Source organism: Pseudoalteromonas lipolytica (genome assembly GCF_003515105.1).
In the GTDB taxonomy this organism is placed as follows: domain Bacteria; phylum Pseudomonadota; class Gammaproteobacteria; order Enterobacterales; family Alteromonadaceae; genus Pseudoalteromonas; species Pseudoalteromonas lipolytica.
Genome location: NZ_CP032090.1, coordinates 2929013 through 2950269, shown reverse-complemented (window position 1 = coordinate 2950269; position 21257 = coordinate 2929013). Strand labels below are relative to the sequence as shown.

The 21257-nt window shown below is 42.7% G+C and carries 18 protein-coding genes; 6 read left to right on the top strand and 12 right to left on the bottom strand.

Annotated features, from left to right (window positions below; genetic code table 11):
- A complete protein-coding gene (locus D0907_RS13235) occupies nt 1-426 on the top strand; it encodes a GNAT family N-acetyltransferase (protein WP_118844608.1) in 426 nt (141 codons plus the stop codon).
- Nucleotides 427-441: 15 nt separating this feature from the next.
- The gene (locus D0907_RS13230) at nt 442-4947 is read left to right on the top strand and encodes an EAL domain-containing protein (protein WP_118844607.1); all 4506 of its coding nucleotides are present in this window, start codon (nt 442-444) and stop codon (nt 4945-4947) included.
- A gap of 35 nt (nt 4948-4982) precedes the next feature.
- Here D0907_RS13230 and D0907_RS13225 read toward each other — a convergent pair whose 3' ends face one another.
- Both D0907_RS13225 and D0907_RS13220 read right to left on the bottom strand, forming a co-directional pair.
- Nucleotides 4983-5930 carry an ion transporter gene (locus D0907_RS13225; RefSeq protein WP_036966045.1) on the bottom strand — a complete coding sequence of 316 codons (948 nt, stop codon included), beginning with the start codon at nt 5928-5930 and terminating at the stop codon, nt 4983-4985.
- A 15-nt stretch (nt 5931-5945) separates the two neighbouring features.
- Entirely contained in the window at nt 5946-8615 is a 2670-nt protein-coding gene (locus D0907_RS13220) for a bifunctional acetate--CoA ligase family protein/GNAT family N-acetyltransferase (RefSeq protein ID WP_036966048.1), read from the bottom strand.
- A 146-nt stretch (nt 8616-8761) separates the two neighbouring features.
- On the opposite strand from D0907_RS13220, the gene D0907_RS13215 reads away from it, so the two are divergent.
- Nucleotides 8762-9478 carry an SIMPL domain-containing protein gene (locus D0907_RS13215; RefSeq protein ID WP_036966051.1) on the top strand — a complete coding sequence of 239 codons (717 nt, stop codon included), beginning with the start codon at nt 8762-8764 and terminating at the stop codon, nt 9476-9478.
- Here D0907_RS13215 and D0907_RS13210 read toward each other — a convergent pair.
- From D0907_RS13210 to D0907_RS13170, 9 genes are all read right to left on the bottom strand, one after another.
- On the bottom strand, nt 9467-10723 hold the full coding sequence (locus tag D0907_RS13210) for a lipopolysaccharide biosynthesis protein (protein ID WP_036966054.1): 1257 nt from the start codon (nt 10721-10723) through the stop codon (nt 9467-9469). The genes D0907_RS13215 and D0907_RS13210 overlap by 12 nt on opposite strands.
- A 1-nt stretch (nt 10724) precedes the next feature.
- Nucleotides 10725-11411 (bottom strand): hypothetical protein, encoded by a 687-nt coding sequence (locus tag D0907_RS13205; protein ID WP_036966057.1) that lies wholly within the window; start codon nt 11409-11411, stop codon nt 10725-10727.
- A 99-nt stretch (nt 11412-11510) separates the two neighbouring features.
- Nucleotides 11511-13346 (bottom strand): DUF885 domain-containing protein, encoded by a 1836-nt coding sequence (locus D0907_RS13200; protein WP_036966060.1) that lies wholly within the window; start codon nt 13344-13346, stop codon nt 11511-11513.
- Nucleotides 13347-13389: 43 nt separating this feature from the next.
- The gene (gene hemW / locus D0907_RS13195) at nt 13390-14526 is read right to left on the bottom strand and encodes a radical SAM family heme chaperone HemW (RefSeq protein ID WP_036966064.1); all 1137 of its coding nucleotides are present in this window, start codon (nt 14524-14526) and stop codon (nt 13390-13392) included.
- Nucleotides 14523-15122, bottom strand: a complete 600-nt coding sequence (locus D0907_RS13190) for an XTP/dITP diphosphatase (RefSeq protein WP_065979689.1) — start codon at nt 15120-15122, stop codon at nt 14523-14525. The genes hemW and D0907_RS13190 overlap by 4 nt, the downstream gene beginning before the upstream one ends.
- A gap of 7 nt (nt 15123-15129) precedes the next feature.
- Nucleotides 15130-15570, bottom strand: coding sequence for a DUF4426 domain-containing protein (locus tag D0907_RS13185; protein WP_065979690.1), 441 nt, complete (start codon nt 15568-15570; stop codon nt 15130-15132).
- A gap of 56 nt (nt 15571-15626) precedes the next feature.
- The gene (locus tag D0907_RS13180) at nt 15627-16160 is read right to left on the bottom strand and encodes a YggT family protein (RefSeq protein WP_036966072.1); all 534 of its coding nucleotides are present in this window, start codon (nt 16158-16160) and stop codon (nt 15627-15629) included.
- Between the two features lie 24 nt (nt 16161-16184).
- Nucleotides 16185-17006 carry a pyrroline-5-carboxylate reductase gene (gene proC, locus D0907_RS13175; RefSeq protein ID WP_036966075.1) on the bottom strand — a complete coding sequence of 274 codons (822 nt, stop codon included), beginning with the start codon at nt 17004-17006 and terminating at the stop codon, nt 16185-16187.
- A 17-nt stretch (nt 17007-17023) separates the two neighbouring features.
- Nucleotides 17024-17737, bottom strand: a complete 714-nt coding sequence (locus D0907_RS13170; RefSeq protein ID WP_065979691.1) for a YggS family pyridoxal phosphate-dependent enzyme — start codon at nt 17735-17737, stop codon at nt 17024-17026.
- A 2-nt stretch (nt 17738-17739) separates the two neighbouring features.
- Between D0907_RS13170 and D0907_RS13165 the strand changes: the two genes are divergently transcribed.
- From D0907_RS13165 to D0907_RS13155, 3 genes are read left to right on the top strand one after another with little or no spacing between them, the layout of a single operon-like run.
- A complete protein-coding gene (locus D0907_RS13165) occupies nt 17740-18780 on the top strand; it encodes a type IV pilus twitching motility protein PilT (protein WP_036966081.1) in 1041 nt (346 codons plus the stop codon).
- 14 nt (nt 18781-18794) lie between these two features.
- A complete protein-coding gene (locus D0907_RS13160; RefSeq protein WP_036966084.1) occupies nt 18795-19928 on the top strand; it encodes a PilT/PilU family type 4a pilus ATPase in 1134 nt (377 codons plus the stop codon).
- The gene (locus tag D0907_RS13155; protein ID WP_065979692.1) at nt 19928-20800 is read left to right on the top strand and encodes a hypothetical protein; all 873 of its coding nucleotides are present in this window, start codon (nt 19928-19930) and stop codon (nt 20798-20800) included. The genes D0907_RS13160 and D0907_RS13155 overlap by 1 nt, the downstream gene beginning before the upstream one ends.
- Here the strand turns inward: D0907_RS13155 and ruvX are convergent.
- Complete coding sequence (ruvX, locus tag D0907_RS13150; RefSeq protein ID WP_075594029.1) at nt 20797-21246, bottom strand: Holliday junction resolvase RuvX; 450 nt, start codon at nt 21244-21246, stop codon at nt 20797-20799. The genes D0907_RS13155 and ruvX overlap by 4 nt on opposite strands.
- Nucleotides 21247-21257 lie beyond the last annotated feature (11 nt).

Sequence of the window (21257 nt, the reverse complement as noted above, 5' to 3'; positions counted from 1 at the left end):
ATGACGGAGCTGAAATTTTGTTTGCTTGACGCAATCAAAACCCCGTTGGTAAATAAGTTTTACGATAAACACAATGCGCGGGGGCGTGCCACTAAAGCTGATCAAGTGTGGGTGGCGTACCATGGTTTGGATATCGTTGCGGCATGTCGGGTTCAAAATAAAGCGGGCTTTTTATTTTTATCAACTCTGTATGTTGATGCTGTATGGCGAGGTAAAAAAGTAGCCTCACAGTTACTCACCACGCTTATTGCTGAACAAAAAGGGACAGTTTTTACCTTTGCCTATGAAAATCTGATTGATTTCTATCTAGTAAATGGGTTTAACTATACATTAACATTACCCAATTCTTTGCAATCGTTGTTTGAGGTATATGCGCATCGTAATATCGTCGCGATGCACTTTACGTGTGACACCGCGCCAAGTTAGTAATTTGGAACGTCAATGACTAAGTTCTTTTCTTTATCAGCTCTGCTCATTATTGTGATCTGTGGTTTGTTTAGTCATTCCAGTTTTGCGCAAGTGAAACGCTTGTCAACCAGCGAAGGGTTGTCGCAAAGTTATGTCAATACGATGCTTATCGATAACAGTGGCTATTTATGGTTATCCACTGAGGGCGGTTTAAATCGTTATGATGGCTATGAGGTTGTGCATATCAAAGGCCCTAATGGAGAGCTTGAAGACGCCATCATTGACCGCATTTATCAAGACCCCCAAGGTTATATTTGGATAGCATCTTTGCAAGCAGGGCTATTCCGTTATGATCCGAGTACCGACAGCTACCAACAATTTATTGCAAAGCCCACAACCGAAGAGCAAATTTTTATAGAATCTGTGTTTAGTATGGTTGCGGTTGATGACAAAACGCTCTGGCTAGGCCGAGGCTGGGATTTTGCAAAACTCGACTTAGAAACGAAGCAAGTCACGTCTATTTTTGAAATACCCGATCGTGTAAAAAGCAGCGTTATTCGTGAGTTGTATCCTTATCAAGGTTACATATTTATGGGCACGAGTAATGGGGCGTTTGTTTATGAAATCGCATCGGGCCACGTAAGAAAGCTTGAGCATCTAAGCCAAGCGCCAACACACATGTATCAAAACTATGTGAAGTCGTTTGCCGTAATAGATGAGCATACTTTGTTGGTCGGGGCTGTTCGGGGTTTATACGAAGTCGATATTAGCAACTTACCAGAGATGTTTAATACGCCTGAGGTTCAGTTTAAAAATAAGACCCTAATTAGCGACTTAAATATTTGGGAAATTATTCCACAAAATTCAACGATTACCTTGGGAACCGATAAAGGCTTATTTAACTTTACCCGGGCAACCGGCGACTTGGTTAAAAGTACACGCTTAAAAGACAACGGTTACACCCTTGCTGATACAAGTATCATTGATATCGTAAAAGATCGCTCCGGAGGCATGTGGTTAGCCACCAAGAACGATGGCGCTTTTTATCTCTCGTATGATAATTATAACTTTGTAAATGTGGTGGCCAATTCGATTAAGGGTGACGGCTTATCGCATCATTCAATTTGGGGTATTGCAGAGTTTCAGGGCAGGCTGTGGCTTGCTACCCACAATGGTCTAACGGCTGTTGACTTAGACACGTATGAAAGCGAAGTCTTTTTAAAAGACTACCAAATAGATTTAATCACGACCGAATTCACTGTTTACCAAATAATGCCTTATAAAGCGCAACTTTGGTTGCACACGAATCGGGGAATTTTTAGCTTTAATCCAAAGACGGGTGAAGTAACTCCCGTTAAAACGGCAGACCCTAAGCAGCAAGAACTCATTAACGATTGGGTGCATGGGGTTCTATTAATGCCGTCGGGCGATTTGTATTACGTTCACCCCGATTTCGGTATGTTTGTTTACAATATTGATAGCCAAGAGGTGACACGTTTAGGCGGTAAATTTGATGAATTTGAACCTTTCTTAGCCTATGGGTTCTTGCCGGCCTTATCAAGCAAGCCCGATGCACCGTTATTTTATAATGCGGGGATCTTATATCAGGTTGATCCTCACAGTTATGAACTGACCACCATTTATACGGTGCCTGAGCAGCATGAAAATGTTGCTGTGAATGTGATGTCTTACATTATTGATAACAATAATGTCTTGTGGTTATCGTTATCGAATTTTGGCTTGATTGGTCTAGATGCCACAACGTACGAGCATATCTACACCATTGATCTTGAAAAAAATAAGCTAGGCACTTTATTGTACGATATGGTGCTTGATGAAGCCGGAATGATTTGGATGAGTAGTCATAAAGGGCTGTGGCGACTCAACCCCGATAATATGCACTTTCAACAGTTTACTGGTTCAGAGGGGCTTTTTTCTACCGAGTTTAATAGTGGCGCATTTACCAAATTAAAGTCTGGGCAAATTGTTTATGGCACCCTTAAAGGCTTTACCTATTTTTACCCGATGGATAACCACTATCAGCAAGCTTTGATTGATCACGTTAATATCACCAACTTGGATTTAATGTCTCGTGACTTACCTGCTGAGCTTAAACAGCCAATAGACAGTGTGGTACTTGAGCATGATGACATCGGTCTCGAGGTTGCTTTCTCAGCCATGGCGTTCAATTACCAAGAGCGTGTTATTTATGAGTATCAACTTGGCGATGGGCAAAAAACCTACACGCGAAATAATAACCGTGTTCTTTTTCCAAAATTAAGTGCAGGCAAGTACCACCTTAAAGTGTGGGCAAAAGACCCCTTAACGGGAGATTTAACCCCGCCGGCAACATTAAACATCGAAGTAAAATACCCACCATGGCGTGCGCCACATTTTATTTTGCTTTACCTTATATTAGCGGCGCTACTTGTAGCTGCTTGGCTCTTTAGACGTAATCGTATGCAGCAAATTTTGCTTGCCGCACACAAAGAAAGTAAAGAAAGTGAGGCGCGACTAAAACTTGCATTAGAGGGAAGTCATTCTGGTGTTTGGGATTGGTCGTCGCAAAGCCCGATTATTTATCAGCCTAGGCTGAAAAATGAACTGGGCTATGACAGTGACAGTGTTAATCTAGATGACTATTTGGCAAAGATTCACCCACATGATAAACAAACCTTTCGCTTAGAGTGGCTGGAGTTTTTATCTACTCAAAAAGGCTATTTTAACTGCACGTATCGTTTACGACACGCCGATGGTCAATGGCGTTGGTATAAAGATTTCGGCAAGGTGGTTGAATGGCAAGACAACACGCCTGAGAAAGTGGCTGGCACCTACACGAATATGACCCGAGAACTGGTATTTGAAGAAAACGCCCGTTTATTTGGTGCGGCGTTTGAACAAACCCGAGACTGGGTGTTTATTATGGATAAAAACTTGCGTATTCGTGCTACTAATCAGTCGTTCCAAAGTGCCTTTGGCTTTCCTGCTGATCCGCGTTCGAGTCGTTCTTTAACTCTCGGGTTGTCTATTCCGGCACGTATTCACTATTTACGAGTAATGCAAAAACTGCAATCAGGTGAACACTTTTCAGCAGAAGATGTTGTTGAAGTTGCCAACGGCGAAAAGCGTCAAGTGCTCATTAAAATAAGTGCTGTTGCGGGGAGTAATCGTCAACTCGACAGTTATGTGATTATTGTCACTGATATCAGCGCGCAAAAGCTGGCTGAGAATGAACTGCACTTATTAGCCAATTACGACACGCTCACCGGATTGCCGAACAAAACATTATTCAGTGACCGTGTAAGCCATGCTATCGAGCAAGCTGATTACCATCAAACGAAAGCAGCCTTGTTAAATGTAAATATTAAGCGATTTAAATACTTTAATGATTCATTGGGTCACGAAGAGTCTGATGAGCTTATCAAGCGAGTTGCAAAGCGATTGAAACAAGTGCTGCGCCCGCAAGATAGTTTGGCAAGGTTTGAAGGTGATGAGTTTGTGATCCTCGCTGAAGATCTCAAACAGGTCGATGAGCTATTATCGCTATGCGCGAAAGTTATGGATTGTGTTGAAAGCCATATTGAGCTTAATCAACAAGCGGTAAAAGTGAACTTAAGTGTTGGGGTTGCTGTGTATCCCGACGACGCCCTCGATACAAAAGCGCTGTTAAAAGCGGCGAATGTTGCCCTCTACCATGCTAAGCGGTCTGTGGAGGGACGTTATCAGTTCTATAAGCAAGAGATGAATTTACAAGTGCAGCGGACTCTGCATTTAGAGTCACAATTAAGCAAAGCGTATCAAGAGCATGAATTTTGTAATTACTATCAACCCATTGTTAGTTCAAAAACACGTCAAGTTGTAGGGTTAGAGGTGTTATTACGCTGGCCTAGTAATGACGATTATCAGCCTGAAGACTTTGCCAATGCTGCTGAAAGCTCAGGGCTTATCACCAAAATTATGCTGCAAACTTTATCGCGTGCATTAATCGAGTTACGACAATGGCGCGTGTCGCACCCCGATTTATATATCTCTATTAACTTATCGGCATTTGATTTTGAAAGTACTCATTTAGTCGAAAATATTCATCAAGCTTTAACACTCAGCCATGTACCCGCCAGTGCTGTTGTATTCGAAATTACTGAATCAGTGATGATGCGAGATTCAGAGAAAGCCCAATTAAGCATGAATAAATTAAAAGCATTAGGCTGTAAAATTTATATGGATGACTTTGGCACGGGCTACGCTTCTCTAACGTATTTAAAACGGTTCCCGGTTGATGTTTTAAAAATAGATAAAAGCTTTGTGCACGATATCGGGGTTGATAAAGATGACGAAGCTATTATTAATTCAACACTCACATTGGCGAAAAGCCTAGGCAAGGAGTGTGTTGCTGAAGGGGTTGAAAATACCACCCAGCTTCGCTTCTTACACGCTCGTGGTTGTGAATACTTACAAGGTTATTTGTTTAGTAAAGCTGTTCCGGGGGATGAAGTAAGCCCCTTGTTAAATGCGCAGTGGCATGCAGAATTTGATGACTAAAACAGATAAAGCCGCGGGCTTTATCTGTTTTACTGTTAATCTTGGCGTTTACCGCAGTGACGGCAATAAAGATTACTGTGACGATTTTTAAGTTCGTTATGAATCGCCTTGTTTGCTTCTTGCTTACTTAAACCGAGCTTGTAACGCAGGTTCTCAAGGTGTTCTTCTTGAATCGCTGATAAATGACCATCTTCCATTGCTTCATGCACCGCATCAGTAAACAACAAACGGCGCTTACGAAGTTGCTCAGAAAAGCTGGATGCTAATAAACCGGTAGGAATTGCCACCATTCCCATACTGACTAAGGTAATGGCACCCCCAAATAATCGTCCAAGCGGAGTAACAGGCACCACATCCCCATAACCTACAGTCGTCAGAGTGACCATGGCCCACCACATAGCCGATGGAATAGAGCCAAACTTGTCGGGTTGCACATCGTGCTCAATTAAATAAATTCCGCATGATGCAATGATCAGCACAACCGCCATAATGAAAAAAGCGGCAAGCAAAGAGCTACTTTCATCGCGAAATGACTGTAACAACAGCTGCATAGCTCGAGAATAGCGGGTGAGTTTAAAGATACGCATTAAACGTAGTACCCGCAAAAAGCGCAAATCAACACTGACGAAAACCATTAGCAAGGTCGGTAAAATGGCAATAAGGTCGATGAGTGCTAAGGGAGAAAAAAAGTATTTAATACGAATTTTTGAGTTGGTTAGCGGGCTCTCTTTATGGGCACTTTTATCGACACATGACCAAAGGCGCAAAATGTATTCGAGCGTAAAAATACCGACAGAAATAAGCTCGAGCATTAAAAACTCATGCTTATACTGTTTAGCGAGGTGACTTACAGACTCTAAAACAATGGCCACCACATTGATCATGATAAGTGACATTAAGAACACATCGAGTGCTCGTCCTAGGCGTCGGTACTTGCCGTTTCCTTCAAAAACACGGGCGGTATAAGTTCTTAAGCGATGCAACGTTCTAATCCGTTTTTAAGTTAAATTTAACAGCATATTGATGCTGCCTTCTTCAAAGTCGCGGGTAATTTTAAAGCCCAGTTTACGCGCAAGTTCGATCATGCCGGTGTTTTCGGGTAATGTTATTCCGGCAATGCGTTTAACCCCTTGGCTTTTGCAATGTTCAATAGCGGCATTCATGAGTATAGTGCCAAGCCCTAAACCTTGACAGTCAGAGCGTACCACAATTGCAAATTCGGCTTCTTGTTTATCAGGATCCATTAATACGCGAGACACGCCTAGCGTGCATGCAGAGCCATTTTGCTCTTGGCTAACAATGAACGCCATTTCACGGTCGTAATCAATTTGTGTCATTTTTGCCAGTTGGTCGTGATTAAACTGTGGCAGTTCGCCAAAAAAGCGTTTGTAGCGATCTTCTTTTGTTAACGATTGATCAAACTCAAGGTGCGCCTGTTCATCTTCGGGTTTTATTGGTCTAAGTTGAGCTTGAGTATTGTTTTTTAAAGTTACTTCTTTGACCAACTCAATGGGATAAGGGCGTATACACAAGCGCTTGCGGTTTGCTTTTGCTTTGTAGCGGCTTAAGCTTATTGTGGCATCAAGAACTAAAAATTGCCCGTTGCTAGCAAGGATAGGGTTGAGCTCTACGCTGGTAATATCAGGCTGGTCTATTACCAATTGTGAGATACGAGTGAGTAGGGCACATAAACGGTATTTATCGACTTTTTCCGGTAATACGCGGTCTTTTAACACGCCTTTGTCGTGGGCTGCTGCAATTAAATATTTCGCAAGATTCATATTAAGAGGAGGGAGCGCGACCGCCGCTTGCCCAAACTCAAGGCCTGTGCCTGCTTCGCCAAGTAAAATAACAGGGCCAAAGTTTGGCTCTGTTTTAATGGCGATACGCAGTTCATTTGCGCCGGCACGGGGGGCCATTTTTTGCAGTGAAAATCCTTCTATATGCGCATCAGGATAGGTGTTTTTAATTCTAAGCAGCATCGCAAAGGCGGTTTGCTCTACTTCGTGTGCATCGTTTAAGTTAAGTACCACACCGCCTACTTCTGATTTAGACGGAATACTGGGGCTAATTAGTTTTAACGCCACTGGAAAACCAAGCTCAATGGCTTGTTCTTTTGCCTCTGTAGGCGTGTAAGCAACTTCGGTTTGAATACAGTCAATACCATAGTGGGTTAAAATTTGGCTTGCCTGATGTGTTGATAAGTAGCTTTGCTCATCGAGCAGAAACTCATTGACCAACGCCTTGGCAGCTTCTTTATTTATTTTCGCATCATCTGTATTTGATTCGGGTGTCTGTGTTAAATGTTTTTGATTTCGACGATAACTTACTAAGTGCATAAATGCCCCCACCGCGCCCTCAGGAGTGCGGTACGTGGGAATCGCATTATTGGCACACACTCGACGCGCAGCGTAAGCAGCATCTTCTCCCATAAAATTGGTCATCACATAAGGGCGTGCCATTTTGGGAATTTTTTGCAGTGTTTCAACAATAATTTCAGCGTAATCTTCGCTAGGGGCAAGGGCCGAAGGAGTATGAATAATCAAAAGATTTTTAACTTCTTTTGCTTGCAGCAATATCTCTAGAGCTTGTTGATAACGTTTTGGTGCTGAATCGCCAAAAATATCCACTGGGTTTGAGGTCATCTCTGATTGTGGAATAACTTTATTAAGCGCTGCGCGTGTTTCATCGCTAAGCTCTGCTAACTTACCTGAACTTTGTAATAAGGTATCAACGGCCATCACACCAGGCCCACCGCCATTGGTGAGAATAGTGAGTTGCTCAACTTTTAGAAGTTTTGGGTGCATTGCCAGCGTTTGTGTGGCTGCAAATAGCTCCCGCAAATCGTTAACGCGAAGCATCCCCGCACGTTGAAAGAGTGCATCATACACAGCATCTGAACTTTGTGTTCCACCGGTGTGTATTTCGGCGGCCAGTGCCCCTGCGCTAGTTTTACCTGTTTTTATGGCTATAACAGGTTTGCTGAATGCTGCTGCACGGGCTGCTGAAATAAAATTGCGAATATCTTCAATGTTATCAATATATAAAAGAATGGCTTTGGTTTTAGCATCACGGCCTAAGAAGTCGAGGAGCTCATCAAAGTCAATATCCAGACAGTCACCAACAGAGACAAAATACGAAAAGCCAATTTCTTTGTTTTTAGCCCAATCAAGTATGGTTGAACACACCGCGGCTGATTGCGAAACAAAAGCGAGCTTACCTGGGCTTGCAATTGTGTGCGAAAAGCTTGCATTTAAGCCAATATGCGGAATTAATAAGCCAAGGCAATTAGGCCCAAGTAAAGATACATTTGCCGTTAAAGCGGCTTCTTTTAGAGCCAGCTTTTGCTCAGGGTTAAGCCCCGCAGCAATCACCACCGCGTGTTTACAGCCTATTTCACCCAGCTCATTAATAATATTTATTAAGGTATTTTTGTTAGTACAAATAACAGCAAGGTCTGGTATTTTTGGTAACTCGGCAATACTCGGGTAGGCAAGTACACCATGCACCGCCGTGTGATTTAGACTCACGGGCATGATTGGACCTTTAAAGCCCCCTTGCAAAAGGTTACGCATTACCACAAAACCGGCTCGGTTAGGGGAATTAGAGGCGCCAATAACAGCGACTGACGTTGGATTAAAGAATTGGCTAATGCGTTTAACGCTCATGCTGTGTCCTTTGCTTGCGCATTGTTGTAAACATTTCAGGGTCTGTTAAGTTTATATACATAAGATAACCCTTTTATACATATAAGATAACCTGTTTACTGTGACTTTTCGAGTCGAAAACAGTGACCTATATCAAGGAGAAAGGCATGAGTAAAGCACAGCCATTTAATATTGTTATTGCTGCTGTGGCATTGGCAATAGGTTTACTGGGACTTGGCTTTATATTGAAAAGTGCGGCACTTGATGTCAAAGCAATGGAGCGCACCGTCAATGTTAAAGGGCTTGCTGAAATGGAAGTGGCTGCAGACACCGTAATTTGGCCATTACAATTTTCAGATGCCGATAATAACCTAGAGAAGCTTGTTGCACGCATTGAGAATAAAAATGATGCGGTGGTGGCATTTTTAAAATTACACGGCTTTAATGACGAAGAAATTAGCAATGGCAGCCAATCAATTATTGATAAACAAGCCCGAGAGTATGGGGGAGAAAATCAGCAATTTCGCTACATTGCTCGCTCAAATGTGATTGTATATTCTAGCGATATTGAAAAAGTTCAGCATGCTTTGGGCCAAGTTAGTCAATTAGCCAAGCAGGGCATTGCCGTGGTACAAGATAATTACGAAACACGCATTCAATATTTGTTTAATGGTTTAAACGAAATTAAACCAAAAATGGTCCAAGAAGCGACCGAGAAAGCACGTGAAGTCGCCATGAAATTTGCCAAAGACTCACAGTCTAAATTGGGCAAGATAAAAACGGCGCATCAAGGCCAGTTTTCGATTAATGATAGAGATTCAAACACACCACAACTTAAAAAAGTACGCGTGGTGACCAGTATTGAATATTATTTATCTGACTAAGCCAAATACAACAGCAAGAGGCAGTCGCATGTGAGTGCACACAATCACCATGCGACTCAGAGCACCTAATATAAACCCGCCACTAAATGCGATAGCAACTCCCAGCAAACCCCACTGATCTTTTAAAATGAATGCCATTAAAATTGTCACGCTGGTCGCCGCTAATAATACGTATAAATTAATCAGCGGATTGCCTTTTAATTTTATAAGACTGCTTGCGAGTATGCGTGCAGGCAGAAAAAGTTGCCCGAGTAACATGAGCATAAGCACCCAAAAACCTTGTTGTAATTGTGTTTCGCCATACAGGCTCAGCAGTGGCTTTGCTAATAGTGCTAGGATAATGATTGCGCCAAAATTAAATCGCCACAGTACACTCATTAACTCACTAACGGCTTTTGAATTATCGTTTTCGGCCATTAATATCGGTTTTAAATACTGGTTGGCGGCATTGCCTAAAATAGTCAGCAAGCCTGCAATCACAACCGCAGGAAAAAACACACTTACGCCCTGCGCGCCAAACCAATGATGAACAAGAAGTACATCGAGCTTGGCAACCAGCACTGTGCCAGCACCGCTTGCTAACATGATTAAGGAATCTTTACACCACTGTTTCGTTTGATAGCGTGCGATACGTGGTTCAATTATGCCTTTGATGAGCCAGTATTGATAACACACTACGCAGAGCATACTGCAAAACAACAACACACAAATACTGACTAGTGATAATTCGCCATAGCTAAAATAAAGCAAAAGACATAAAAGTGCGCTGAGCAGTTCAAAAATGCATTGCTGGGTGATAAGGCCGATTTTAGGTTTATTTAAAGCCACTAAAAAAGCAGACTGACTTTGCATAATGGCACCAATCGGGACTAGTAGCAGTAAATAAATAACGTGTTCTTTGGCACTTTGATGCGGTGAAATTGCTTGAAAGCTAATAACGATAGAGGCCACAAAAAGCACCCCAAAAATAGCCGACGCTGCTAAATAAACATGCCTTAAACCACGTAATAAGTCATGTTGTTGGTGTGTGTATAGCGGGTAGCTAATGCGCATTAATGATGAGGAAAAACCCATGCTGGCTGGCAGTAGAAGAATTTCACACAGCGCTAATAAAGCAGCAAAAGTACCAAATTCATCAGTGGTAAGTAACCGTGCCAAGCACAAGGTAAGAATGATACGGCTGCCATGGTTAAGGGCCGTAAAACTACTTAAAGACAAAAAGCCTTTGACGACATCTTTGTTCATATTACGACTGTTTAAGTGCCGTGATTAATTGACTCGTTGATACTTGTAAATAGGCTGCACACAGCAAAACTTTACAGTCTGCATTTGTTGGCAAATGCGGCGCGTAAAACGCTTTTAGTTGAGAGATTAATGCATTTACGGCGGAAGGACTGTGGCGTTGGTCAACTTCCATCATGGCCAGCAGAGCTGAAAACTCATGCTTTGCCAGCATCTGGGTATTTTTATTACACGCGATAAAGCAGCCAATTGGCGTTAACTGATCATGGTTTAGGGTTGTTAGAGCATCAGCTAAACTTTCGTTACTTTCAAAGAGCATGAGTGAGCGCAGGTAGTTAAATGGTAGCGCATCTGCTCTACATTGACTAAAAAGGTGATGTAACAGGGTATTGCCTTGCTGATCGGTGATACTAAACGCGTTTTGAAATTTCAGACCGGGCGTGAAAAAGCTAAGCTTATCAATATCATCGATAAAGCTCACCGCTTCGCGAGGCAAAGGGCTTGCCTCAAGTAAGTGCGCTGCAACATTTTGTAAAAACAGGTATTTTACTTCACTACTGCACGCTAGTTGATAGAGGTGTTGTAATTGCGCTGCCTGCAAAACCCCCGATAAACGTTGGTAATCGCTAAGCAGTTCTTTTAATTGATGATGCTGAAGTCGGCTGTTCAATTGATCAATAGCGCTTTGCATGAAAATACTCGTTTTTTATTATTTATACATTTATAGCTCAACGACTTGTTTAAATAAATAAAAAAGGCCGCTGAGCGGCCTTTTTAAAGTCTATTTAGTTTAAGCAGCTTGTTTTTTTGCAACCCACTGGTCAACAAATTTCTCAAGTACATTTAATGGTACTGCACCATTTTTAAGTACAACATCGTGGAACTCACGAATATCGAATTTATCACCCAGCTGTTCTTTTGCAGCTTCACGCAGCTCTAATATCTTTAACATACCCACTTTGTAAGCGGTTGCTTGAGACGGCATTACAATGTGACGCTCAACCATTTTAACGCCATCAGACGTTGCGTTTGGTGTGTTATTAACGTAATAGTCAATACCCTGTTGGCGTGTCCATTTCATCGCATGGATACCGGTATCAACAACTAAGCGACACGCACGCCATAATTCCATTGCAAGGCGACCGAAGTCTGAATATGGGTCTTCATATAAGCCCATTTCTTTTGGTACTAGCTCAGAGTATAAGCCCCAGCCTTCAACATACGCAGTGTAACCACCAAACTTACGGAACTTAGGCACGCCTTCAAGTTCTTGTGCGATGGCGATTTGCATGTGGTGGCCCGGAATACCTTCGTGATAAGCAAGTGCTTCCATTTGGTAAGTTGGCATTGCTTCCATATCGTAAAGGTTTGCGTAGTAAATACCTGGGCGAGAGCCGTCTGGCGCAGGTTGTTGATAGAACGCTTTACCTGCTGCTTTTTCGCGGAATGCTTCAACAGCTTTTACTTTTAAATCGGCTTTTGGTTTAACAATGAAAAGCTCATCTAAGCGAGATTTCATGTTATCAATGAGGGCTGTCGCTTCATCAAGGTAGCGCTGTTTACCTTCAGCTGTATTTGGGTAGTAGAACTGCTTATCAGTTTTCATGAATTGCATGAATGCTTTTAAGTCACCGTCAAAGCCTACTTTTTCTTTAATCGCGCGCATTTCGTCGTGAATACGTGCAACCTCAGCTAAACCAATTGAGTGGATTTCTTTTGCTGTTAAATCGGTTGTTGTTGTGCGTGCAAGGGCATTGTTGTAGAACGTTTCACCATCTGGGAATTTCCACGCACCATCACGCTCGTCAGCGCGTTTTTCTAACTGCGCTAAATAGTTAATTAGCTTCGTGTAAGAAGGCTTAACAGCCGCTTTTAGTGCTTTTTCTGCATCGTTGATAAGCGCTGATTTTTCGCTTTCACTAATCTCTAATGCGGCAACTTTACGTTTAAAGTCAGCTAAAAGAGTTGAGTCTTCACCTGTATCAAATGGTGCACCATGTAGAATGTTCTTGCTTGAATCAATGACATGTGGGAATACAAATTTAGGTGCGATGATACCTTTATCAGCACGCACGTCGAGGTCTTTAATTAGCTGATCAATAACCATCGTTACGCCGTTTAAGCGAGAGATATACGCTTTCGCATCTGAGACATCAGCAATTTGATGTTGGTTAATTAAAAATGCAGGGATCATCGAATGAACACCAAACATTTGATTTACAGGGTAGTTGTAATGACGCCATTTAAAATCTGCAATTTCATTTTCAAGTGCTTGTTTTTTTAGGTCGTAGCTTACTTTTGTCGCGTCATCTAATAGTTCGCGGTTAATTGCTTTTAAAGCGACAAGATCAGCTTTGGTTTGCTCAAAGTCTGCAAGAACGCGTTCTTCGCTACCATCATCCCATTTATCGTAATCTTTTTTGATACCCATGTATGTTTGATAAACAGGGCTTTTCATTACATCACGGTTAAACGTGTCTTCAAAAAACGCATTCGCTTTATCGATTTCACTTTGTACAGGTTGGGTTTGTACAGTGGGCGCTGGGGTTGGTTGTTCTTGCATTTGTTGGCAACCGCCAAGTAATGCAACACTTACCGCTGCAGCGATGAAGGTCAGTTTACGCATTATCGTTCCTTTCTTGTTAGAAATTTAATTATTAATAGAATTCTTAAACGAACAATTCTAGCAGGTCATTTAAAAAGCGCTGGCCTTTTGCACTGACTTGCCAATTGTTTTTATTATCTGTTAGTAAGCCTTTTTTAATTGCTTCGTTCAAGGCTTGTTCTTGGCTTTGCAGTGACAAATTTGTAAGCAAAGATAAATCACCTTTTGGGCAAGGCTCAACTAAACGAAAACGATTCATAAAAAATTCAAACGCTAAATCATCGTCAGCAACCTGCCATTGTTCGTACAAATAAGGCTTTGCGAGATCCATATAACCACGCGGATGTTTTACTTTTACTGTACGCGTGATGATCTTCGTATTTGCGTCAGTCACCTTACCATGGGCCCCACAGCCAATACCGAGATAATCGCCAAATCGCCAATAATTTAAGTTATGTTGACATTGGTAGCCGGGTTTCGCATAGCCAGAAATCTCGTATTGCTGATAACCTGCATCTGCAAGGAGTGCTTGTCCCTGTTCTTGAATATCCCACAATATATCGTCGTGCGGTAACGTGGGGGGTTTTGAGGCAAACTGAGTATTAGGTTCAATTGTTAATTGATACCACGAAATATGCGGGGGATTTAATGCGATGATTTTTTCAAGGTCACTAAGTGCATCTTCAAGAGATTGCCCTGGTAAACCATGCATTAAATCTAAATTAAAACTGTTGAGCCCAGCTTGGTGTGCTTGTTTTGCTGCATAGCTTGCTTCATCCGCGCCATGTATACGACCGAGGGCTTTCAGCTTGTCGTTCTGCATGCTTTGCACACCAATCGAAATTCGGTTTATGCCAGCCGCGACGTACTCTTTAAAGCGGCCTGTTTCTACAGTGCCTGGGTTGGCCTCTAAAGTGATTTCGCAGTTTTCACTCAGGCCAATTAATCTATCGACCTCGCCAAGTAAGCGGGTGTATGCCTCACCTGTGAGTAAACTTGGCGTGCCGCCACCTATAAAAATACTGTGGATTTTACGCCCTTGTACTAAATGTAAATCCGCTTTTAAGTCATCAATTAGGTGTTGAACATACTCTTTCTCGGGGATCGTACCTTTTTGACCATGGCTGTTAAAGTCGCAGTACGGACACTTTTGCACGCACCACGGTACGTGCACATATAAACTTAACGGGGGTAAACTCACAGGCCGCCTTTTTGCTGCAATTGCGCAAGTAGTTGCTTAAGTGCTTGGCCGCGGTGGCTCAGGGCATTTTTTTGCTCTTTTGTCAGCTGTGCGCTGGTGCATTGTTCTGAAGGCACATAAAAGATGGGGTCATAACCAAAACCGCCTTGGCCATCTTGGCTGTGCGTGATTTCACCTTCCCAGCTCGCACTGCAAATAAGCGGTGTCGGGTCATCAGCATGGCGCATTAAAACCAGAACACACCAAAAACGAGCGCTACGTACAGGGTTATCAGCCAGCTCGCTTAAAAGTTTATCAATGTTGTCTTGGTCACTGGCATTTTCGCCAGCAAAACGTGCAGAATAAACACCTGGTGCGCCATGTAAGCCATCGACTTCGAGGCCAGAATCATCTGCAATTGCAGGCAGCCCAGTAATCTTTGCTGCATGACGCGCTTTTATTATCGCATTTTCAACAAATGTAGTGCCTGTTTCTGGCACGTCAGGAACCTGAAAATCGCTTTGCGGAACCACATTAATGTTAAGCGGGCTAAGCATGCTCGCCAGCTCTTTTACTTTGCCAGGGTTACCCGTGGCTAAAACTAAAGTGTTGTTCATAGGGGCATTAATCTACGTAAAATTTTTGCTGAAATGTCAGTGTTTGTACTTTGCCGTTTTTATTAATCTCGATATTAAAACGGTAAATTTCTTCATTGCTGTAGTCGATTTGTGCAAGGTAATAAATCGCATCGCCTTCAACAACTTCTTTAAATTCAAGTTGTTTACTATTGCCGAGTAGGTTACGTGCCGTGCCTGTTAGTGTGGCAGTTTGCGCCGTTTTATCGCTGTTTTTTAGCACCGAAATATTAATAATTCCTTTGCTTGGGCTGCGCACTAAATCGTAGTTTTTGGCAATGTCGGGTTGTATAAAGGTTGAAGGAAAAGCGATGTAATGTACTTCAAATGGACCAAGTATTTTATATTGTGCGCCGGCTTGTTGTTCAGCCTTCGCTGCTGTTGTGAATAAACTGAGGGCAAGTAAGGTAAAAAGAATAATCTGTTTCATGGTATTTCTCACTTAATAAAAGAGGCCTTACGGCCTCTAAATTAGATACTCAATGTTTAGCCAATCAAATCAATTAATAAAAATTGTAAGAACTGCAAGGCAATGATCAGTACTAAAATTGACAAGTCTAAACCACCCAGTGGTGGTATAACTTTACGAATAGGGCGTAACATAGGTTCAGTTAGCTGGTGGAAAACCGCTTCAATAGGGTTGTAGCCTTGGCTTACCCAGCTTAATAAAGCACGAATAATTAACACCCAAAATAGTAAGTTTAACCCTTCTTTTATTACCGTGATTAACGCAGTCACAAAGACAGGCGCGGCAGCCCAACCACCATAAAACAGTAAAAAGACGGCACTAAGCTTTGCCACTGCGACTAAATACGCAAGGACTAACGACGCGATGTCAAAGCCACCCAACCCTGGAATGATTTTACGTAATGGGTTTACTGCAAACGATGTAGCTTTTACCACAAACTGGCTAATTGGATTATAAAAGTCAGCTTTTGCCGCTTGTAACCAAAAGCGTAAAAGGACCACCATTAAAAAGAGATCAAAAATAATCTCAACGAGGAATTGCATGGCTTGCATAGTTTTACCTTCAACAAAGTAAGCTTAAAGTTCTTTTTCCATTTCTTCTGCGCGGGCAATACAGGCATCCATTGCATCGGCAACGGTACCAACAAGGCCTTGTGCTTTCAGGTGCTCAACGGCTGCGTGAGTTGTACCGCCTTTTGATGTGACGTTTGCACGCAGCTGTGAAATACTAATGTCTTGCTGAGAAAGCGCCATTTCAGCTGCACCTAGCGCCGTTTGTTGTACTAAGCGGCGTGCATCTTCATCACTAAAGCCAAGTGCTTTTGCCTTTTCTTCGATGGCTTCCATAAATAAGAAAAAGTAAGCGGGCGAAGAGCCGGTAACGGCGATGATATCGTTTATTTGCGACTCTTGCTCGACCCAGACAACAATACCTGTACATTCAAATACTTGCTGTACAAACTCATGCTCTTCTGCGGTTTCGTCAGCGCCAAATAGACCCGACACGCCACGACCAAGTAATGATGGTGTATTTGGCATACAACGAACCATTTTTACCTTTTGGCCCAGCATTTCACGTAAACGATTTACGGTTAAACCTGCCGCGACAGAGATAAATAGCTTGTCGCTAAAATCAACGCCTGAATCTTGGAATGATTGGCATAAATCGCCCATCATTTGTGGTTTAACAGACAATACAATCACATCTGCATCACGAAGTGCCGCGTTGTTATCCGCGGTGGTTTGCACCCCGAAATCAGCAGCAACCTTAGCTAATTTCTCTTGGTTGCGATTGGTTGCAATGATGTTTTTTGCTGCAAAACCGTTCTTTACCATGCCGCCAATAATGGCGTAGCTCATGTTACCCGTGCCTATAAATGCGATTTTTTTATCTGACATATGTCTGTTATCACCTTTTAATTTCGTTGGCCAAATATATCCGTGCCAATGCGTACCATGGTTGAACCAGCTGCAATTGCTGCTTCAACATCGTTACTCATACCCATCGACAAGGTGTCTACTTGGGGATATTGGGCCTTTAGTTTATCAAAGCAAGCGCTTAATTGCTCAAAATATTGTAATTGTTGCTGTGCATCGTCGGTTTTGGCTGGGATAGCCATCACGCCACGCAAACATAAATTATCGCAGCCACTAATAAATTCTGCCAGTGACATTAGCTCATCAGGGTGGCAGCCTGACTTAGCCTCTTCTAAACTGATATTAACTTGGATTAATACGTTCAGTGGTGTTTTGTCTTTTGGTCTTTGCTCGCTAAGACGTTTGGCTATTTTTGTACGGTCGACACTTTGTACCCAGTCAAAATGTGTGGCCACTTGGGCGCTTTTATTGGACTGAATGGGGCCAATAAAGTGCCAAACTATGTCTGTTAAGTGGGCAAGTTCAGTGACTTTTGTCACGGCTTCTTGCACGTAAGACTCACCAAATTGGCGTTGGCCGTGCTGGTAGGCAGCCACAATATCTTCGACTGGTTTAGTCTTTGAAACTGCTAACAAGCTAATAGCGTGTTCATCGCGTTGATTATTTTTTGCAGCTAGGGCAATTCTTGCGTAGGCGGATTTGAGTCGTTCTGCTATTGTAACCATATAATTATCAGTTGGTTGTGGAGTCATAAATGGATATTACCGAATTATTGGCCTTTAGTGTGCAACACAAAGCCTCGGATTTACACTTATCATCGGGTGTGTCACCTATGATACGCGTTGATGGCGATGTGCGTCGTATAAATATTCCAGCATTAGAACAAAAAGATGTAAATAGTCTGGTTTACGATATTATGAACGATAATCAGCGTAAGGACTATGAACAAAACCTAGAAGTGGATTTTTCATTTGAAGTCCCTAATCTTGCGCGTTTTCGTGTTAATGCATTTAATTCAAACCGTGGTCCTGCGGCGGTATTCCGTACTATCCCCAGCGAAGTATTAACGCTTGATGATTTAGGTGCGCCAGATATTTTTAAAACCATTTCCGATAACCCGCGTGGTTTAGTGTTGGTTACTGGGCCTACGGGTTCGGGTAAATCAACTACCTTAGCGGCAATGGTTGATTACATTAATCAAACTAAGCATCATCATATTCTCACGATTGAAGATCCTATCGAATTTGTTCACGATAACAAACTGAGTCTGATTAACCAACGTGAAGTGCACCGTGATACTCACAGTTTCTCGAATGCGCTGCGCAGTGCGTTGCGTGAAGACCCAGATGTTATCTTGGTTGGTGAGCTACGTGACTTAGAAACTATCCGTCTTGCTATGACCGCGGCCGAAACGGGTCACTTGGTTTTTGGCACTTTGCATACGACCTCGGCACCAAAAACAATCGACCGTATTATTGACGTTTTCCCAGGTGAAGAAAAAGACATGGTGCGCTCAATGTTGTCTGAATCATTACGGGCTGTTATCTCGCAAACACTGCTTAAAAAAGTAGGGGGCGGGCGAGTGGCTGCACATGAAATCATGATTGGTGTGCCTGCAATACGAAACCTGATCCGTGAAGATAAAATTGCGCAGATGTACTCATCGATTCAAACGGGAGCATCTCATGGTATGCAAACCATGGATCAATGTTTAGCAAATCTAGTGAACTATGGGATTGTTACAAACGCGGATGCGCGCGCGAAGGCGCAAGATAAAACCCAATTTGGTGGCTAACGGAGAAAGTTGACATGTCTTTACCTTTAAATCATTACTTAAAAGTGATGATTACTAAAAACGGCTCTGACTTATTTGTTTCAAGTGAGCTGCCAGTAAGTGCGAAAATTAATGGTGAACTCATCCCGTTAAGTGACGAGAAACTTTCTGATGAAAGCGCACTTGCTATGGTTGAGTCAGCGATGAACGAGAAGCAGCGCAAAGAGTTTCACGACACCAAAGAGTGTAACTTTGCGATTGCTAACGATGAAGGCCGTTTCCGTGTTTCGGCATTTTGGCAGCGCGATCGGGCTGGCATGGTTATTCGTCGAATCGTGACCACCATCCCTGATGTTACTGATTTAGGCTTACCCTCTATTCTTACCGATGTGATCATGGCGAAACGGGGTTTAGTTCTGTTTGTAGGTGGCACGGGAACGGGTAAGTCAACCTCGCTTGCGGCACTGCTAGGTTATCGTAATCGAAACCAGCGCGGGCACATTTTAACTATTGAAGACCCGATTGAATTTGTCCATGAACATCGTAAAAGTATCATTACTCAACGTGAAGTGGGCCTTGATACCGAGAGTTTCGAATCGGCGTTGAAAAGCTCACTGCGTCAGGCGCCAGATGTCATTTTGATTGGTGAGATTCGCTCGCAAGAAACCATGGAGTACGCATTAAGCTTTGCTGAAACAGGGCATTTATGTGTGGCAACACTGCATGCTAATAATGCTAACCAAGCCATTGACCGTATCATGCATTTAGTGCCAAAAGAAAAGCACGATAAGCTTAAGTATGACTTAGCACTTAACTTACGTGCCATCGTCGCGCAGCAATTAGTGCCGACCTCTGATGGGGAAGGGCGCGTTGCTGCCATTGAAATTTTACTTAATTCTCCTATGGTTGCGGAGCTTATTAAGCGCGGCGATATTGGCTCAATAAAAGAGACCATGGCAAAATCGAAAGAAATGGGAATGCAGACCTTCGACCAAGCTTTGTTCGAACTTTACAAGCAACATCGCATCAATTATGCCGATGCCTTGCATCATGCTGATTCACCAAACGACTTACGCTTGATGATTAAGCTGCAAAATAATGAACAAAAGGGCGCTGGATTCTTACAGGGCGTCACCATTGATGGCCTTGATGGTAAGAGTGAGGACTGATGTTGTTGCGAATAAATTTAATCGCTGTGTTATTGCTGTTGAGTTGTGCGCTGCCCGCGCACAGTATTGATGCAAATGAAGTGGTTATATTTATTCGCGATGATGTGTTTGATGATTACAGCCGGTTTTTAAAAGGGCGAGAGCCTATTGAAGTAAAAGACTTTAGCGGCGCGTATATTCGTCGTGATGTGGTTGATATGATCATTGCCCAGCAAGCTTTGATATTGGGGGGATTTACCAAGCCTTTTCGATATCACAAAGGCAATATCAATTACCGAAACACCAAACTGTTAGAAAATGGTAAGTTGCTTATTAGTTTTGACAGTGTGTGGTCACTCGATGCAAATAAGTTGACACGGGATGTGTATGTGTCAGCCCCGGTGATCCGCGAAGGGGAGTATTTTGCGGGGGTATATACTTCGCCTCGTAATGAAAAAGTATTTAAGATAAACCAGCTGTCTGACTTTTCTCAGTTAACGGCGGTTTCTACACCACGCTGGCAAACCGATTGGCAGACACTGTCTGCGTTACCGCTAAAAGAATTACTGCGCGAAGATGAGTGGCTGAGCCAAGTCCGAATGGTATCAATGCAATGGGTTGATTTTGTGATGATGCCCTTAATGCCAAGTTTAAATAATCGCTATATTCTGGAAGATATTAACCTTGTCGCGGTGCCTGATGTGCTACTGCAGCTAAATGATAGTCGTCATTTTATTATTTCGAAGAAACACCCCGATGGCAAAGCAGCGTATACGGCTTTGCAAAAAGGCTTGCAGCAATTACGCGAGGCGGGTGCAATAGAAAAAGCCTACCGCGAGGCAGGCTTTATTCCTGATTTAACACACTATACGGTTATTAATAAACAACCTTAGTCGCCATAAAACTGTTCAAAGAAACTTTCAAGAATAATCACCGCAGACATATTATCCACGTTACCCTTACCTAGATTTTTGTAACCGCCTTGTTCAAATAAGCGCGCTTTGGCATCTGCCGTGGTGAGTCTTTCATCCTGGGTTTCAACCGGAATCGCAAAGTGATTGTGTAGTCGGTTTGCAAACTTTTTGGCTTTGAATGTGACATCTTGCGTGGTGCCATCCATATTGAGTGGCAAGCCAACAACCATCAAATCAGGTTGCCACTCATCGACCTGTTTTTTAATAAGTTGCCAGTCTGGGATGCCGTCTTTTGCTTTCACTGCTTGTAAGCTAGAGGCTGTCCCTGTTAACTCTTGACCTATGGCGATACCAATGCTTTTGGTACCAAAGTCAAAGCCCATTACAGTGCGTTCACCGATGGGCTTAAAAGTGCGTTTTGTCATAGTTGCCGTTT

What these genes read in the sequence shown, in the direction of transcription:
- D0907_RS13210 (WP_036966054.1), bottom strand. Translation starts at nt 10,723, where the DNA reads ATGAACAAAGATGTCGTCAAAGGCTTTTTGTCTTTAAGTAGTTTTACG.
- D0907_RS13205 (WP_036966057.1), bottom strand. Translation starts at nt 11,411, where the DNA reads ATGCAAAGCGCTATTGATCAATTGAACAGCCGACTTCAGCATCATCAA.
- D0907_RS13160 (WP_036966084.1), top strand. Translation starts at nt 18,795, where the DNA reads ATGTCTTTACCTTTAAATCATTACTTAAAAGTGATGATTACTAAAAAC.
- D0907_RS13230 (WP_118844607.1), top strand. Translation starts at nt 442, where the DNA reads ATGACTAAGTTCTTTTCTTTATCAGCTCTGCTCATTATTGTGATCTGT.
- D0907_RS13170 (WP_065979691.1), bottom strand. Translation starts at nt 17,737, where the DNA reads ATGACTCCACAACCAACTGATAATTATATGGTTACAATAGCAGAACGA.
- D0907_RS13215 (WP_036966051.1), top strand. Translation starts at nt 8,762, where the DNA reads ATGAGTAAAGCACAGCCATTTAATATTGTTATTGCTGCTGTGGCATTG.
- D0907_RS13200 (WP_036966060.1), bottom strand. Translation starts at nt 13,346, where the DNA reads ATGCGTAAACTGACCTTCATCGCTGCAGCGGTAAGTGTTGCATTACTT.
- D0907_RS13190 (WP_065979689.1), bottom strand. Translation starts at nt 15,122, where the DNA reads ATGAACAACACTTTAGTTTTAGCCACGGGTAACCCTGGCAAAGTAAAA.
- D0907_RS13155 (WP_065979692.1), top strand. Translation starts at nt 19,928, where the DNA reads ATGTTGTTGCGAATAAATTTAATCGCTGTGTTATTGCTGTTGAGTTGT.
- D0907_RS13220 (WP_036966048.1), bottom strand. Translation starts at nt 8,615, where the DNA reads ATGAGCGTTAAACGCATTAGCCAATTCTTTAATCCAACGTCAGTCGCT.
- D0907_RS13180 (WP_036966072.1), bottom strand. Translation starts at nt 16,160, where the DNA reads ATGCAAGCCATGCAATTCCTCGTTGAGATTATTTTTGATCTCTTTTTA.
- D0907_RS13165 (WP_036966081.1), top strand. Translation starts at nt 17,740, where the DNA reads ATGGATATTACCGAATTATTGGCCTTTAGTGTGCAACACAAAGCCTCG.
- D0907_RS13235 (WP_118844608.1), top strand. Translation starts at nt 1, where the DNA reads ATGACGGAGCTGAAATTTTGTTTGCTTGACGCAATCAAAACCCCGTTG.
- proC (WP_036966075.1), bottom strand. Translation starts at nt 17,006, where the DNA reads ATGTCAGATAAAAAAATCGCATTTATAGGCACGGGTAACATGAGCTAC.
- D0907_RS13185 (WP_065979690.1), bottom strand. Translation starts at nt 15,570, where the DNA reads ATGAAACAGATTATTCTTTTTACCTTACTTGCCCTCAGTTTATTCACA.
- ruvX (WP_075594029.1), bottom strand. Translation starts at nt 21,246, where the DNA reads ATGACAAAACGCACTTTTAAGCCCATCGGTGAACGCACTGTAATGGGC.